This is a genomic window from Shouchella shacheensis, assembly GCF_001484965.1.
Lineage (GTDB): Bacteria > Bacillota > Bacilli > Bacillales > Bacillaceae_D > Shouchella > Shouchella shacheensis.
On sequence record NZ_LLYY01000009.1, the window covers coordinates 132,800 to 147,614 of the forward strand.

Here is a 14,815-nt window from a genome sequence, read left to right on the forward strand (position 1 = left end):
ACTAGTTTATGGACTTACCTTCACCTGCGCATTATCATGCTGCATCCCCATCTTTTCAGCTTCTGTCATGATGCGATCAGGTGCACTGAGCTCCTTCACTTGAATTTCGTAGCCTGCATTGAGATCTTGCTGTGTTTCAACGGAGGTTTCAAGCGTAGCAATGTCACTTTGTAGGCTGTAAATTGTCGCGAAATTATGTACTATCCAGCCAAAAAGGCCAAATAGAATGCCAGCCATCATGAGGGCAATCAGTTTTTCCCCGAGCGTGATTTTCGCACGGTGACGAACGACCTTTCTTTGTTTGCGTTGCGGCTCGGGCTGGTGGTGCGGCTGAATTTGACGTGCAACCATATAAAAACGTCCTCCTTAATTAACGTGCCTCGATGATCCGTAGTTTGGCGGATCTGGCTCGATTGTTTGCCTCATGTTCCTCATGTGTAGGAACGATAGGTTTTCTTGTCACGAGTTTAAACGGCAGTTGTACTTCTTCTGGGATTACCGGAAGGCCCTTGGGCAAATCCGGTTCTTTTGTCGCTTCTTTGAATACTTGTTTGCACAACCGATCCTCAAGAGAATGAAAAGTAATCACCGCCATGCGCCCGCCTGAACGGAGCAAATGCAAGCCCTCGGTCACCGCTTCTTCAAACGCCCCTAACTCGTCATTCACAGCAATTCGGATCGCCTGAAATGTGCGTTTTGCTGGATGTCCTCCTGCTCTTCTCGCTGGAGCCGGGATGGCTTCCTTAATGACTTCAACAAGATCGGCAGTTGTTTCAATGGGCGTGTTTTCCCGCCGCGCTTCAATTTTACGAGCAATTTGTTTGGCAAATCGTTCTTCCCCGTAGCGAGAGATAATCGAGGCCAGTTTGGCAAAGGGCCATTCGTTGACAACCACTTTCGCCGTGAGTAGGGATGTTTGGTCCATCCGCATATCAAGAGGAGCATCCTGATGATAGCTAAACCCCCTGCTCGCCTCATCGAGTTGCGGGGAGGAAACCCCTAAATCGAATAAAATCCCGTCCACACCTCGAACGCCTCGCTCCGTGAGCTCTTCTTTCAAATGCCTGAAATTGCTGCGAATCAGCGTGAACTTTCCTTTATGCGCAGCAAGAAGTTCTTCTGCGTGCCTGATCGCCGTTTCGTCCTGGTCAAACGCATACAAATGACCGGAACCATCAAGCTGCTCAACAATTCGCTTGCTATGCCCTGCTCCCCCTAGCGTGCAGTCTAAGTAAATGCCCTCTTTTTTTATATGTAACCCTCTAATAGACTCTTCTTTTAATACGGTTGTGTGTGAAAACATCAGAACACCTTTTTCTGTTTCGTTGTTTACAGATCAAAATCAATGAGATTCTCAGCAATGTCTGCAAACGAATCCTCTGACTGTGTGACATATTCTTCCCAGATCGCCTTGTCCCATACTTCCATTCGGCTTGAGACACCAATCACGACGCACTCCTTTTCAAGCTTTGCGTATTTTCTCAAAGGGCCGGGAACATTCATCCGCCCCTGCTTATCTAGCTCACATTCGGAAGCGCCGGAGAAGAAGAAGCGAGTAAAAGCACGGGCATCTTTCTTTGTGAAGGGCAGCTCTTTCAGCTGCGATTCCAGCTTGTCCCACTCTTGCTTTGGATACACGAACAAACAGTGATCAAGACCTCGAGTCACAACAAAGGGTGAACCGAGAAGATCCCGAAACTTCGCTGGGACGATCATTCGGCCTTTCTCGTCAATGCTGTGCTGGTACTCGCCTAAAAACACCGCTGTTCACTCCCCCCACTTTCTCCCCCTAACTTACCACAACCCACCACTTTTCACCACTCTAAATTTTCTTTTCCACAAAATAAAAAGAAATCCTGCTTGAATGCAGAATTTCTTCAATGTTTTTTACGATTGCTAGGACCAACGCAAACGGTTCATAAGCAAATGAGCTGATGCCGCCCATCGATCACGATCTTTTTTTCTAATAGACGCGAGACAAAGTCACAGCCAACCATGTTAAGGAAGACGTAAGGGTGGAGCGTTCGTTCCTGCGGTCCTTCTTTCGGATAGAGCCAATGGGTGGCCTCTGTGAATTTCGCCAGCTCATGTTCATGACTGTCGCGAACCTCTTTGTGCATTCGCTTTTCGAGGAATTCCATCTGCTCGAGAATCAATTCAAGATTCTTTTCACTCATCGCTCCCAATGTCGGACTTATAGAAGACGCCAACTTTCGGATCGGCTGATGCGCTGTCTCCACTTGCGCGACTTGCTCCCGCACCACCTCGTCGATCTTAAAGGAGTGCTGGGCCTCTAACCATTCTTCCCGCTTGCGCTCGCCCTCACCTTGCATGAAAAGCTCAGGGTTATACCCTTTTTCCTCTACCCATTTTTTTACATGGCGAGGAACGATCGTGAAGGCCAGTCTAGGAATCACAGGGGCCATTTTCAAGTGGAACGCTTCAAAAGCTGGTCTTAGCGTCGCCCAATATTTGATCTCCCCAGGGCCCCCAACAAAAGCGAGGGTCGGCAGTACCCATTCTTGCATCAGTGGCCGTGTTACAACATTGTTGCTAAAACGCTCAGGATGAGCGCTAAGTTCTGCCAGAAGCTCTTCCTTGGAAAAGGAGTGGTTCGTGTCACGGACATAGAAACGACCGTCCCCATAATCAAGCCGCCGCCTCGAGCCGTCAAGCGAAAAAAACAAATGGGCGTTTTCCGTCTCCGTGACGATAGGCTCCTCTCCACTTTGTCCCCTGAAGCGCTCCGCCCCCTCCTGCTGCTTTTGTTGCAAAGTCTCAACTTGTGTGATCAACTTCTCAAAAAAAGGCCGTTCAATCGTACGAACTCTCGGATCATCGCTGTTAAGAAAAAGCAGCCCCTCGTTATAAAACAGCTCATGCATCAGGACAATAAAGAAATCCGTGTACGTATCTGCCTGCTCCTCCGCCTCCTCAACATGAGCTTTTAATGCTTGTGTATGCTCCGTTTCAGGCAGCGTAGCAAAGACATCCTCCATAAACGTATGAAGAACTTCTTTCGGAAGCTCTTTCTCACTCGCTGACTCTCCGAAGCTCTCATCTTTCAGCAGTTGTTTTTTCCAGCCATGCTCACTTTCTGTATGAACGAAGCGGATTTCTTCCAGATCGTGATCCTCGCCTGCAACCCAAAAAAGCGGCACGACTGGTTGGCCGAGCTTTTGTTCGTATTGTTTGGAGAGCAGAATGAGCGTCATCGCTTTATACACTGTGTACAACGGCCCTGTTAGAAGTCCAGCCTGCTGACCGCCAACCACCACCAAAGCATCCAACTGTTCAAGTTTATGTAAATTGGCTGTACACGCTTCGGACGGACGGAGCCGCTCATGCTGATCGCGCAAGTAATTGACGAGCTCTCTTCGATGTTCCCAAGCATAGGTCTTTAAATCTTGGCTACGTTCCTCCAGCCACTCGTTCTCGTCTACTCTGTATGAAAATAATTCGCTAAAGTCTTCTTGGTTTTGCACATAATTCCGCAAAAAACCCGACAAAAATGATTGGTCTAATGCTTGGATGTTCATCTCTAATCCCCTTCGTTCAAACAGTTTCCTATTCACTTTACTTATGATAGCAAAATCCGTCTCTGACAACCAAATTAGATGCTTGAAAATGAACGACCCGACCAAAGTCAACTAGGCTTCTCCCCGCCTTCGCTCTCTTTGCTTTGCAATAGTTCCATTACTAGCGAGAGTATCGGAGTGTCCACACCCCTCCAATCCCCCTCACACACGAGAAAACCATAAATGCCGTCGATTTCCATTCGACGTCCTTCCTGTTTATCAGCAAGCATCGATGACGTGTTCGCTGCCGTAGATTGACAGATTTGCTCTACATATTCCCAAAGCTCTTTTTGTTCGTTGGTTCTTTCAAGGACAGCGATCACTTCTAAAAACACGTCCTTCATTGCTCTGTTTAAATGACCATTCTCAATAAGCGCTCCATTTTTCACATCGCAAAGGGCCGTTAATCCATTAATGCACGCATTGGCAACGAGCTTGTACTCAAGCATCCTTTTATAGGAAGGTTCCTCCTGATAAGGAAAGCACTCATTTGAAACTTGGTTCACGACATTGCGAAACTCCGTGCCGCCCCCTCGGTAAGGAGCCCAACGAATGTTTCCTACTCCGTTCAACTGTATACTCACGTCGCTGATCCTGGTTACCCCGTGCTCTGTCGTGCCGAGGTTTAATTCTTGAACGCGCAGACGCTCCAGGTGAACGAGATGTCCCATTCCGTTTTGCAAAAAAAGCGTAGATCTAGCTCTCTCTAAGCAGAACGAGGCAACATCGAGAACCTCTGGTAGATGGTATGATTTTACAGCGACAATCATCAAGTCCGCCTCTTCTGCTTTATTGCTCCCCTTTATTTCTGAAGCCTTGACAGCGACACTCAATCGACGCTCCCCAAAGACGGCAATTCCTTCTTGATTCAGGGCCCTCGCCTGAGCTTGGCGACGTGTCCATACATGAACCTCCGCTCCCGCTTTCGCAAAAAAGGCTGCCACGGCCATTCCTACAGCGCCTGCACCAACAACTGCAACCTTCATCATTCACCTACCTCCAACCTTCAAATTGAACTCCCCTAAGCGTATCACACTGTACCTGTGAGTGATTACGACAACGTCCCATTTTTTGGTTTCGCTTTCAACCGTTTTTATAGTAAAATAAGAGAGGAACACAGTTTTTTTGGGAGGAGATTCTTGTGGTAGATATCAACGTTGAGCGTTTGCTCATTAATTACAAAACATTAGAGGAGTTCCGCAACTTTCGGGAGTACGGGGCTGCCGAACTTTCCATGAAGGATGACCTGAACGAAAGCATTGTTGAAAATGATAGCGAGTCGCCCTTTTATGGCATTTATTTCGGAAAAAAATTGGTTGCGCGTATGAGCCTCTATCGATTTGACGGAAATTTTGACCGTTACTTCGAGCCCGCGCAGGACTACCTTGAGCTCTGGAAACTTGAAGTTCTTGAGCCTTATCGCGGAAAAGAGTATGGTCGCGCGCTCGTTAATTTTGCGAAGAGCCTTGATCTCCCTATTAAAACAAATGCTAGACAAAGTACGGGCGAATTCTGGGCTAAGCTTGGCTTTGAGCCAGCAACGTACAACGAGTCCCGCGACCGCGGCGAAAGTCCTTATATCTGGTTTCCAAAGGGTGTACAGGAACAGAAGCTTAACGAGGAGCCAACGCAGCCAGTCTCAAAAGAATCTTAAACCGAAAAGTGCAGGCGGATTGCCTAGAAGCGAGGACTTCGGAAGGCCTGCACCAGAAAATCCCGAACTTGGATTTCGGGGCGGGACTGAAAAATCCCGAGCTTCTATCCGCCGCAGCTAGACGTTTCGAAAGGCGGAGGCGCCCTGCACACGAGCGACAAGTTCTGGAGCGACGGCAGGATCAAGCCCGGTTTTGGCTTGATCTGGCGGCGTGAAGAAACCTCGAGCGAGTGGGCGCCGCAGCTAGACACTTCGAACGGCGGAGGCGCCCTGCACACGAGCGACAAGTTCTGGAGCGACGGCAGGGTCAAGCCCGGTTTTGGCTTGATCTGGCGGCGTGAAGAAACCTCGAGCGAGTGGGCGCCGCAGCTAGACAAAGAACCCGCATTTCTGCGGGTTCTTTGCGTTGTTATCATAAAGAGCCGCCTACGGAGGAGCCACCTTCGCCTGTTAGCTGGCGAGCCCTATCCATAATCTCTAGCAGCGATTTGTAGTCCGAGGCCATCATGTTTTTCTCTTTTTTCACACGATCAAGCTGTTCCTTCAAAGCTTCGTTTTCTTTTTGCAAGCTTATGAGCTGCTCTTGCGAAACATGTTGATCCTTATATTCTTGCAAGAACCCAATGACTTTCTCTAGAGTAAATCCCTCGCTCGAATCTTCCTCGTTCTTCGGTGTTTCTACAGCGTGAAGCACCGATTCTGGCTCAGGCCGGTCCACATTGGACGCTTTTGTGGTTTCTCGCTTCTTGGCTGTGCGCTTTTTCTTGGCGAGCGCTACTTCCGCATCATACTTCTTGCGGATGCTAGCATTCCAGCGAAAGCCACATGCTGCACTCGTGCGAGACAATTTTTCTGCAATCTCTTCAAAAGCCGCAAGCTGCGTGCTTCCTTGCCGTATGTGACGAAGAACAGCCTCCGCAAGCTGCAAATCTTCTTCCTCCGTCCACGCATCCTGGCGAGTAACAGTCAATGCAATCCCTCCTCGTGAATTAGTTCCGTGCTTCTACCCTATGCGCATCATTTCACAGATAGACTTCATTCTATTAAAGAATGATGCCCGCGCTGCTACCTTTCTATTCACGTTTCTTGGAGAGAAGCGCAGATTTTGGAAGACCTGCTACTCGCAATCCCGATCTTGGATTTCAGGGCAGGACTGAAAAATCCCGTGCTTCTACTCGCCGGAGCTAGATATCTCGAAAGGCGTAGGCGCCCCGCACACGAGCGACAAGTTCTGGAGCGACGGCAGGATCAAGCCCGGTTTTGGCTTGATCTGGCGGCGTGAAGAAACCTCGAGCGAGTGGGCGCTGGAGCTAGACAATACCGAAAGGCGTAGGCAGGTTGCCCAGCCCGCCGCAGCTAGACAAAGAAAAAGCAGAGAGCTAGGCTCTCTGCTTCATCCGTATTAGCTGCCGGATACGTTCTCACCTTTGTAAGACCCGCATTCTTTGCAGACACGGTGACTTAACTTGTACTCACCACAGTCTGGGCATTTTACCATACCTGGTACTTCTAGTTTCAAGTGCGTACGGCGCTTGGCTTTTTTGGTTTTAGACGTTCTTCTAAATGGTACGGCCATTCATTACACCTCCTTAAAAATTAACTAAACAGAGACGTCATCATTTTTTCGTATCTTCATCAAGAAACTTTGCTAAGTCCGCAAGTCTTGGATCGACTTTAGCGGCTTTAGCTTCCTCTGTAACAAGCTCCCAGCCTTCACCCGTAGGTGGGGCCAACACTTCAGAGGGATTTGGATTTTCAGCAAACACTTGAATCGGAATTTCCAGAAGGATCCGTTCTTCGATGACAGGAAGAAGATCAATAACATCTCCCTCATACTCATACACATCTTCCGGCTCAAGATTCTCCGGTGGCTGTTCACCCCGCAAGACAAAATGTACACGTACGTCTGTATCAAAAGGCAAGCTCACATCCGCAAGCGTCCTTGCACAAGGAAGCGTTAGCGTCCCGCTCATCGCAAACGTAAACGAGAACACATTGCGCTTTGCCTCAATCTGTCCCTTTATATGAACATCCGACACGGCGCGAACGTCTTGATGCTCCTTCGCAAGTTGCTTAACACTCGCTACTTGATCAAAATTCATCGGTTCCTGACGTGCTGGAAGGAGCTGCTGCATCGTCCATTTCATATGTTATCACCTCATTCGGCAACAAAAGTTATTATAAAACCGCGCAAGGTGATTGTCAACCTTTTTTCTTTACACGCAGTTGTCTATAATAGAAAGGAATTCGCCTTTTCACATTCTAGCATGTGTGAATTCGCCATGCAAAGTGGCAAGCTAAAGGAGGTTTTTCGATGCAAGCGGTTGGTGTTGTCGTTGAGTACAACCCATTTCATAATGGCCATCTTCACCATGTAGCGTCTGCTCGCAAACAAAGTCAGGCTGACGTGGTCATAGCTGTTATGAGTGGCTCTTTTTTACAGCGAGGGGAGCCGGCACTCCTCTCCAAATGGGCGCGAACGCGAATGGCCCTCGCTTCAGGAGTCGACATTGTGATCGAGCTCCCATATGCGTACTCCGTCCAAAAAGCGGAGCGCTTTGCCGAAGGAGCGGTAAAGGCACTCGACGCGTTGGGGACTAGCAGTATTAATTTTGGGAGCGAAGCCGGGGATATCGAGGCCTTTAAACAGCTCCTCACCTTTATGAAGACCCACCAAGACCCATATCATAACGCCGTAAGAACGTATGTCAAGGAGGGAATCAGTTACCCAGCGGCTCAAGCCAAAGCCTTTCAATCTCTAAACCCAGACAGAAACTTGCTGGCTCTCAGTACACCCAACAATATTTTAGGCTACCACTATGTGAAAGCGCTCAATGATTTTAACTTACGCCCGAGCGCCACAACAACACCAAGAACACAGTCTGGCTACCATGACCTTTCTCTAGGTGTGGGGTCCATCGCTAGTGCTACGAGCATTCGCAAGGCCCTTATGGGAGAAAAAGATTTAAAAGCCATCGCCCGTGTTGTCCCAGAGAGTACATTGGCAGGCTTAGAAAGCTACGAAGCAGAGAACGGCCTGTTTCATACATGGGAAAACTACTTCCCTTACTTGCAGCACCGCGTCCTGACCGCAAGCTTAGCTGAACTTGCCTCTGTCTATGAATGTGAAGAAGGTCTTGAATACCGCATGCGTGAAACGATAGCAGGCGCCGATTCATTCTCTTCTTGGATCAGCCAGTTAAAAACCAAACGCTACACGCACACCCGTTTACAGCGTCTCATCACTCATTTGCTGACGAACACTACCAAAGAAGAGCTAGATACGATTCACAGTCAAAAGACACTGCCTTACGTTCGATTACTCGGGATGACAGCGGATGGAAAACGCTATTTAAACAAACAAAAAAAGAAGATGGAGATCCCTCTTATTAGTCGCCTTGCCAAAGTAGATGGACTCATGGGAAAACTTGACATTCGCAGCTCCCGGGTCTACTGCCTGGCCTTTCCAGCTAAGCTCGGCGCCCTACGAATGAAGGAAGAGTTCAGTACCACACCAATCCGGATGGAATAGAGGAACATTTCCTTCCATCCCCCTCTCCGTGAGCGAATACACTGAAAAGCGAAGGCGGGTTGCCCAAAAGCAAGAATTTCGGAAGGCCTGAACTAGAAATCCCGGGTTTGGATTTCGGTTCAGGACTGAAAAATCTCGAGCTTTTACCCGCCGGAGCTAGACACAAAAAGAGCTGAGTTATCCCTTCGGTTGCAGACTCTCTAAATAAGTAAGGGCTTCTGAAAGAGTGTCAATAGGGACAACGACCATATCTGTATCTATGTCTTCTGCCGCCTGCTTCGCCTCTTTATAATTGGAGTTGGCTGTCCCACCTTGATTGGGAACAAAAAAGAAATCGGCCTCTGCTTGGTCTGCAGCAAGTACTTTTTGACTGGCACCGCCGATGGCCCCAACGTCCCCGTCCTCATTGATGGTTCCCGTACCAGCAATGTCATAGCCTTTGGTAATATCCCCCTCTAAAAGCTGGTTGTAAATCTCGAGAGAAAACATAAACCCGGCGGAAGGCCCACCAATCGCGCCCGCTGAAATTTCTACTTCTGGATCAAACGCAACCTCACGAGCGGTTACGGGTTCCGCAATGCCAACACCCACTCTTCCGGGCTCTGCCCCTTGTTCCTCAGGGAAAGGGGCAAAACCAAGCTCCTCCGTTCGAACCTCACCGCCTCGCTCAAACGTCACCGAAACCGTGTCGGCTTCTGTTTTCCCCGCTAACGCTTCCAGAAGTTCCTCTGCTGCCCGCACTGGCTCACCTTCGATTTCTTGTATCACGTCCCCTGCTTCGATCACGCCTTCTGCCGGCATATCTTCAAGAATTCTTGTGACAAAGACTCCGTTCGTCTCAATTACCACCTCGGCCCCAGCCGCATGGTACGCAGCAATTTGAGCATCTTCCTGAGAATTGGACATAAGTAGGACCTGTCTCTTTTCGTATTCTTCATCAGAAAGACCTGCCGGAACAGGATACAGTGTTCGGTACGGACTAAATAACGACCACATCGCTAAGAAAGGGGTGGCTTTGGCGCTGGCGATAGTGGTGAGCATTAGTGTGCCTTCCTCGTCCTGATAGCCCCCTTCCACTTCAATCATGCCTTCCAAACTTTCGGCCATCCCTGGCTGATTATAATAATAGGGAAGCTGTACAATGCTCATGACTACAAGTACTACCAGTAAGATCAGCCAGCGCTTCCATGGAAAGGTACGGCGCTTTTGTTCCATTAGCTACCTCCAGTGTTTTAACATCGTTTGTATGCGAGGAATCTCTTTCTTGCATGCTTGTTCCCCTTGTATGATTAGCGCTTCGGCCTCGGAAAAATCAAGAGGGGCTGACGATTTAAGGATCGGCCGAATCATCACGTCACACTGCAGCTCCTGCGCTCGAGAAAGTTCGCGCCCCATAATATCCATAGTCTGCATGACAACTTCATATGTAGACGGCGTTTGCAGCTCCGTGCGAAAAAAAGAGACGTCAACGGCTATGACAAGTTCTGCCCCCATGTTTTTAACCACAGTTACAGGGACACGGTCAATCACTCCCCCGTCTACGAGTATACGGCCATCCTTTGTATGAACAGGGACGAATATGCCTGGAATCGATAGACTTGCCCGAACGGCCTCAGCAACATCTCCTCGTTCGAAAATGACGCGCTCTCCCTTTTTTAAATCCGTGGCCACAACAGCCACTGGCCGCTTTAGCTCCTCCAGCTTCGATTTTTTGGCGAGCAAGCGAATAAGGGTCTCTATTTTTTTGCCAGCGACAAAGCCTTGCTTGGACATGGTGAAATCCAAATAATACTTTTTACGAAAAAGCGTCGCGAACCGTTCCATCGTCTCAACGGAATGTCCGACTCCATACATGGAAGCGACAAGGGCGCCCATGCTACTACCTGCTAGACAGTCAATCGGAATTCCTGCTTCTTCAAGCGCGCGAATGACGCCGATATGCGCAAACCCGCGCGCACCACCAGAACCGAGCGCTAGTCCAATAGTAGGTCGCTTGCCATCCACTTCTTCCCACACTCCCTATTTTACGGCTTACACGTCTCGCTTTCAATCTTATGGTCTAATCAAAAGCGTTATACGTATATTTATAGGGACAGGCAGAAAGAAAGGTGGAGGCGGGTTGAGCAGAAGCGAGGATTTTGGAAGGCCTGACAAAGAAATCCCAAACTTGGATTTCGCGTCAGGCCTGAAAAATCCCGAGCTTCTACCCGCCGCAGCTGGATCAGGAAAAGCGGAGGCGCCCTGCTCACGAGCGACAAGTTCTGGAGCGACGGCAGATCAAGTCCGCCCTTGACTTGAACTGGCGGCGTGAAGAAACCTCGAGCGAGTGGGCGCCGCAGCTGGATCAAGAAAGGCGGAGGCGAGTCGACTAGAAGCGAGGATTTTGGAAGGCCTGACAAAAGAAATCCCGAACTTGAATTTCGTGTCAGGGCTGAAAAATCCCGAGCTTCTACCCGCCGTAGCTGGATCAGGAAAGGCGGAGGCGCCGCTCACGAGCGACAAGTTCTGGAACGACGGCAGATCAAGTCCGCCCTTGACTTGAACTGGCGGCGTGAAGAAACCTCGAGCGAGTGGGTGCCGCAGCTAGATCAAAAAACCTACCCCCAACTGACATTTTGTAAAAAGGAGACGGCCCTCGTATGTCAAACACTCAACACGCTTCTTTATTTAAGACCGCCGTTCTCGCAAGCGGCGCGATTATTCTTGCAGGTTCCTTAATGCTCTTTCCAAAAGAAGCACTTGAAGCCTCGACTAGAGGACTAACGATGTGGTGGGAGGTCGTCTTTCCTTCCTTGCTGCCCTTCTTTATCGTCTCTGAACTCCTTATTGGCTTTGGCGTTGTTTCGTTTTTAGGTGCTTTGCTGGAACCCTTGATGCGTCCGCTGTTTCGAGTGCCCGGGATTGGCGGGTTTGTGTGGGCGATGGGACTCGCAAGTGGCAATCCTGCGGGCGCTAAGCTAGCGGCACGAATGAGGCAGGAGAACCGCGTCACGCGAATTGAAGGAGAGCGGCTGGCGGCCTTTACGAACTCATCCAACCCTCTATTTATTTTCGGAGCGATTGCGGTTGGCTTCTTTCACGATCCCGCTCTTGGTTTTTTGCTTGCCATCTCTCATTACGCGGCCAATATTTTGGTGGGCCTTTGCATGCGGTTTTACGGCAACGATCGGACACAAAGGGAAGCGCGCCGAAAAGGCACGCAAAAAAGAGCATCCTTTAAAGAGGCCCTTTCCTTGCTGCACCAAGAGCGTATTAAGGACGGACGCTCAATTGGCATCCTTCTGGGCGACGCCGTTCGCTCTTCCATTCAAACACTTCTTCTGATCGGAGGCTTCATCATTCTGTTTGCCGTGCTAAACAAACTTTTGGAAATTATTGGTATTATTGGTTTCGTCAGCCTTTTTCTTGGAGCTGTTCTTAGTCTTCTCGGACTTTCGGAAGCGCTCGCCGAACCGATGCTCGCCGGGCTTTTTGAAATTACGATTGGCGCACAGCTTATTAGCGATACCGAGAATGCCTCTCTTCTTGCCAAAACCGTGATCGTTTCCTTCATCCTTGCGTTTGGAGGGTTCTCAATCCAAGCACAAGTGGCAAGCATTCTTGCCGAGACAGACATTCGCTTTCGCCCATTTTTTCTGGCTCGATTGTTGCACGGTGTGTTCGCTGCGTCACTTGCGTTTCTTTTATTTCATCCATTATATGCAAGACATCAAGCGACAGAGACAACGACTGGCTCAGCGTTTCCAGAACCACTCTTTCCATTTGGCACCTACGGCTGGTCCTTTCTCTCTAGCTACGGTTCAACCATCACGTTTGTCGCGTTAGTCACCTTTGTAGTGTTAACAGCGAGGAAGGCCTATAGACATGCTCACTGATCCGCAAACTTTTCCCTAAGTGCCTTGCTCACACCGGGCGGCACAAGGTCATCTACATTCGTTTGATATTTGGCTGCTTCTTTCACAATGCTCGAACTTAAATACGAATAGGCATTGTTGGTCATCATAAAGAACGTTTCAATCTCAGGGGCAATATGTTTGTTCATCGCCGCCACCTGCATTTCATATTCAAAATCTGAAACCGCTCGGAGGCCGCGAATGATCGCGGAGGCCTGCTTTTCTCTCGCATACGTCATCAAAAGCCCTTCAAATGCGTCGACTTCCACGTTTGCTAGAGATTGCGTTGCTTCATGAATCTGCGCTTGCCGTTCTTCTACAGAGAAGAGCGGCTCTTTTTTGCTGTTCGTTAAAATCGCGACAACAACGGCATCAAACACATCGGCCGCTCTTGAAATAATATCGACATGCCCTTTTGTGATCGGGTCAAAACTTCCTGAGCAAATAGCAATTTTCTTCATTAAGAATTGGGCTGGCTCCTCTCACGGCTTCAGCCATGAGAGGAGCCAGCCTGCACTTCCTTTCTGTTTTGAATTTGGACATGTAGCATGCTTGAGTGGTGCCTCTCTTATTTGAGCGTTAACCACCTCTTCTTGATCGATATCTTTCCTCAGATGAGCGATATTCTTCTCCTCTTGATTGACACTCCTCACAATAGAACCCTATCTTCAAACAGCAAAGGCTGATTTTTCTACACCCCTGCGGCTTCAGTTTACACCCTTTGAAAAAGTGATATCCCCGTATCTCCGTAGGCCTCTGCTCGTATTTTCGTAAGTCCAGCTATCGCATCCGCTAGATCTACCTGAGCGTGATGTTCGCAAACAACGACCCCGTCCTGACCCAGCAAGCCGTGACTCCCTATGCTTGATAGAAGCGTAGCCAGCTCTTGCTTCGCATAGGGGGGGTCGAGAAAAATGACGCCAAAGCACGCCTCCCTTTTAGTAAGTGCCTTTAGCGCTCGCTTGGCCTCGTTACGGTAAACACTAGACACCTCTACTAAACGAAGGAACTGCAAGTTTGAATGGATCGTCGCAACCGCTTGCTTTTGTTGATCGACAAACACACATGTATCCATGCCGCGGCTTAGTGCTTCAATGCCAAGGCCACCGCTTCCAGCATACAAATCGAGGCAGGCGCCTCCTTCGAAAAACGGCCCAATCATGTTAAAGATCGCTTCCTTCACTTTATCCGTGGTGGGCCGCGTCTCCCTTCCCGGCACAGCTTTAAGCGCTAAGCCTCCCTGCTTCCCTGCAATGACTCTCATCCAATCACCATGTTTCCTTCTTGAATATATTTTCCTTATCCTATCATATTTTTCTTTCAAACGTATAAAAAGTGAAGCGACGGTCCATACTTACTTATAGCAGCACACTACGTGTTGCGACAACCGCGGAGAAGACTTACGTTTCCCCATAAGTTCTTCCTCCGGTTTCTCCTCTCCCATAGCCTAGTGCATGCAGTGATTGTATGCATCTTGGCAGGGGCTGCCTTTGCTGGCAGCCTCTTTTTTTTTGCCTAGCCCAAGATTTTTTGCTTGCGGTCGTCCCTGCTGAGCTTTTTGCTTTTCCAGCTGCGGCGAGTAGAAGTTCGGGACTTTTCAGCCCTGACACGAAATCCAAGAACAGGATTTCTTTTATCAGGACTTCCAAAATCCTCGCTTCTGACCAACCCGCCTCCGCTTTTCGCTTTTCCTCGACAGCACACTGCCCGCATGCTATTCTGCTAAGCAGAACGTCCAACTTTGCAACAAAAGGAGACAGAAATGATTCAACGTTTCATTGAACTAGGGGAAGGCTATACAGACTTTTTTGAGCTTCTTGAATTAGCAACTCGAAACGAAGACCGGATTCATGCTTTTTTAAAACTGAGCGCCACCCTAGAAAATCGCCAAAAGTATTCACTTGCTATCGCCTTAAAACCGGTGAGAGAAAGCAAATTTATGCCTATCTATATATGTAGAGAGGGCTTTATGGACTCTTCGTCCGGAGCGGTTAGCCAGCGTGTTGTAGAGTTCCAGGAATTTTGCGGGAAGCTCAATCAACCGCTTTACGAGTTAGAGGTCCGACCGATGGATCGTTTCCATGAAACCAGGCTCTATGATCAATACTTAATCGGCCTGTTGCGTCTTCATCATTTTTTGCCGCCGATGAGTTAACCC

At 49.0% G+C, this 14,815-nt stretch carries 16 protein-coding genes; 4 read left to right on the forward strand and 12 right to left on the reverse strand.

Annotation, left to right across the window (positions count from 1 at the left end):
* Positions 1–6: 6 nt before the first annotated feature.
* From ftsL2 to AVZ68_RS11555, 5 genes are all read right to left on the reverse strand, one after another.
* Positions 7–351, reverse strand: coding sequence for a cell division protein FtsL (ftsL2, locus tag AVZ68_RS11535; protein WP_059104706.1), 345 nt, complete (start codon positions 349–351; stop codon positions 7–9).
* A 19-nt stretch (positions 352–370) separates the two neighbouring features.
* Entirely contained in the window at positions 371–1,303 is a 933-nt protein-coding gene (rsmH, locus tag AVZ68_RS11540) for a 16S rRNA (cytosine(1402)-N(4))-methyltransferase RsmH (protein WP_059104707.1), read from the reverse strand.
* Positions 1,304–1,329: 26 nt separating this feature from the next.
* Positions 1,330–1,761 carry a division/cell wall cluster transcriptional repressor MraZ gene (gene mraZ, locus AVZ68_RS11545; protein ID WP_059104708.1) on the reverse strand — a complete coding sequence of 144 codons (432 nt, stop codon included), beginning with the start codon at positions 1,759–1,761 and terminating at the stop codon, positions 1,330–1,332.
* Positions 1,762–1,916: 155 nt separating this feature from the next.
* Positions 1,917–3,539 (reverse strand): bacillithiol biosynthesis cysteine-adding enzyme BshC, encoded by a 1,623-nt coding sequence (gene bshC / locus AVZ68_RS11550; protein ID WP_059104709.1) that lies wholly within the window; start codon positions 3,537–3,539, stop codon positions 1,917–1,919.
* 107 nt (positions 3,540–3,646) lie between these two features.
* Entirely contained in the window at positions 3,647–4,567 is a 921-nt protein-coding gene (locus tag AVZ68_RS11555) for a 2-dehydropantoate 2-reductase (protein ID WP_059104710.1), read from the reverse strand.
* Between the two features lie 152 nt (positions 4,568–4,719).
* Here AVZ68_RS11555 and AVZ68_RS11560 point away from each other — a divergent pair, with 152 nt between their 5' ends.
* The gene (locus AVZ68_RS11560; protein ID WP_059104711.1) at positions 4,720–5,232 is read left to right on the forward strand and encodes an N-acetyltransferase; all 513 of its coding nucleotides are present in this window, start codon (positions 4,720–4,722) and stop codon (positions 5,230–5,232) included.
* A 412-nt stretch (positions 5,233–5,644) separates the two neighbouring features.
* On the opposite strand, the gene AVZ68_RS11565 is transcribed toward AVZ68_RS11560, so the two are convergent.
* The 3 genes from AVZ68_RS11565 to AVZ68_RS11575 form a co-directional block, all read right to left on the reverse strand.
* Positions 5,645–6,202, reverse strand: a complete 558-nt coding sequence (locus AVZ68_RS11565; protein ID WP_059104712.1) for an RsfA family transcriptional regulator — start codon at positions 6,200–6,202, stop codon at positions 5,645–5,647.
* Between the two features lie 432 nt (positions 6,203–6,634).
* Positions 6,635–6,808, reverse strand: a complete 174-nt coding sequence (gene rpmF, locus AVZ68_RS11570; protein ID WP_059104713.1) for a 50S ribosomal protein L32 — start codon at positions 6,806–6,808, stop codon at positions 6,635–6,637.
* 40 nt (positions 6,809–6,848) lie between these two features.
* Positions 6,849–7,379 carry a YceD family protein gene (locus AVZ68_RS11575; protein WP_059104714.1) on the reverse strand — a complete coding sequence of 177 codons (531 nt, stop codon included), beginning with the start codon at positions 7,377–7,379 and terminating at the stop codon, positions 6,849–6,851.
* A 167-nt stretch (positions 7,380–7,546) separates the two neighbouring features.
* On the opposite strand from AVZ68_RS11575, the gene AVZ68_RS11580 reads away from it, so the two are divergent.
* Positions 7,547–8,764, forward strand: a complete 1,218-nt coding sequence (locus tag AVZ68_RS11580) for a nucleotidyltransferase (protein ID WP_059104715.1) — start codon at positions 7,547–7,549, stop codon at positions 8,762–8,764.
* 177 nt (positions 8,765–8,941) lie between these two features.
* Here the strand turns inward: AVZ68_RS11580 and AVZ68_RS11585 are convergent, their stop codons facing one another.
* Both AVZ68_RS11585 and AVZ68_RS11590 read right to left on the reverse strand, forming a co-directional pair.
* Complete coding sequence (locus AVZ68_RS11585; protein WP_059104716.1) at positions 8,942–9,979, reverse strand: SepM family pheromone-processing serine protease; 1,038 nt, start codon at positions 9,977–9,979, stop codon at positions 8,942–8,944.
* Between the two features lie 3 nt (positions 9,980–9,982).
* A complete protein-coding gene (locus tag AVZ68_RS11590) occupies positions 9,983–10,768 on the reverse strand; it encodes a patatin-like phospholipase family protein (RefSeq protein ID WP_059104717.1) in 786 nt (261 codons plus the stop codon).
* Positions 10,769–11,403: 635 nt separating this feature from the next.
* Here AVZ68_RS11590 and ylbJ point away from each other — a divergent pair.
* Positions 11,404–12,639: a sporulation integral membrane protein YlbJ gene (gene ylbJ / locus AVZ68_RS11600; protein WP_059104719.1), complete on the forward strand. Its 1,236-nt coding sequence runs from the start codon at positions 11,404–11,406 to the stop codon at positions 12,637–12,639.
* On the opposite strand, the gene coaD is transcribed toward ylbJ, so the two are convergent.
* A complete protein-coding gene (gene coaD, locus AVZ68_RS11605; protein ID WP_059104720.1) occupies positions 12,633–13,118 on the reverse strand; it encodes a pantetheine-phosphate adenylyltransferase in 486 nt (161 codons plus the stop codon). The two genes, ylbJ and coaD, sit on opposite strands and share 7 nt — an antisense overlap.
* Positions 13,119–13,369: 251 nt before the next feature.
* A complete protein-coding gene (rsmD, locus tag AVZ68_RS11610; RefSeq protein ID WP_059104721.1) occupies positions 13,370–13,921 on the reverse strand; it encodes a 16S rRNA (guanine(966)-N(2))-methyltransferase RsmD in 552 nt (183 codons plus the stop codon).
* A 498-nt stretch (positions 13,922–14,419) separates the two neighbouring features.
* Between rsmD and AVZ68_RS11620 the strand changes: the two genes are divergently transcribed.
* Positions 14,420–14,812, forward strand: a complete 393-nt coding sequence (locus tag AVZ68_RS11620) for a DUF7147 family protein (protein ID WP_059104723.1) — start codon at positions 14,420–14,422, stop codon at positions 14,810–14,812.
* Positions 14,813–14,815: the final 3 nt, after the last annotated feature.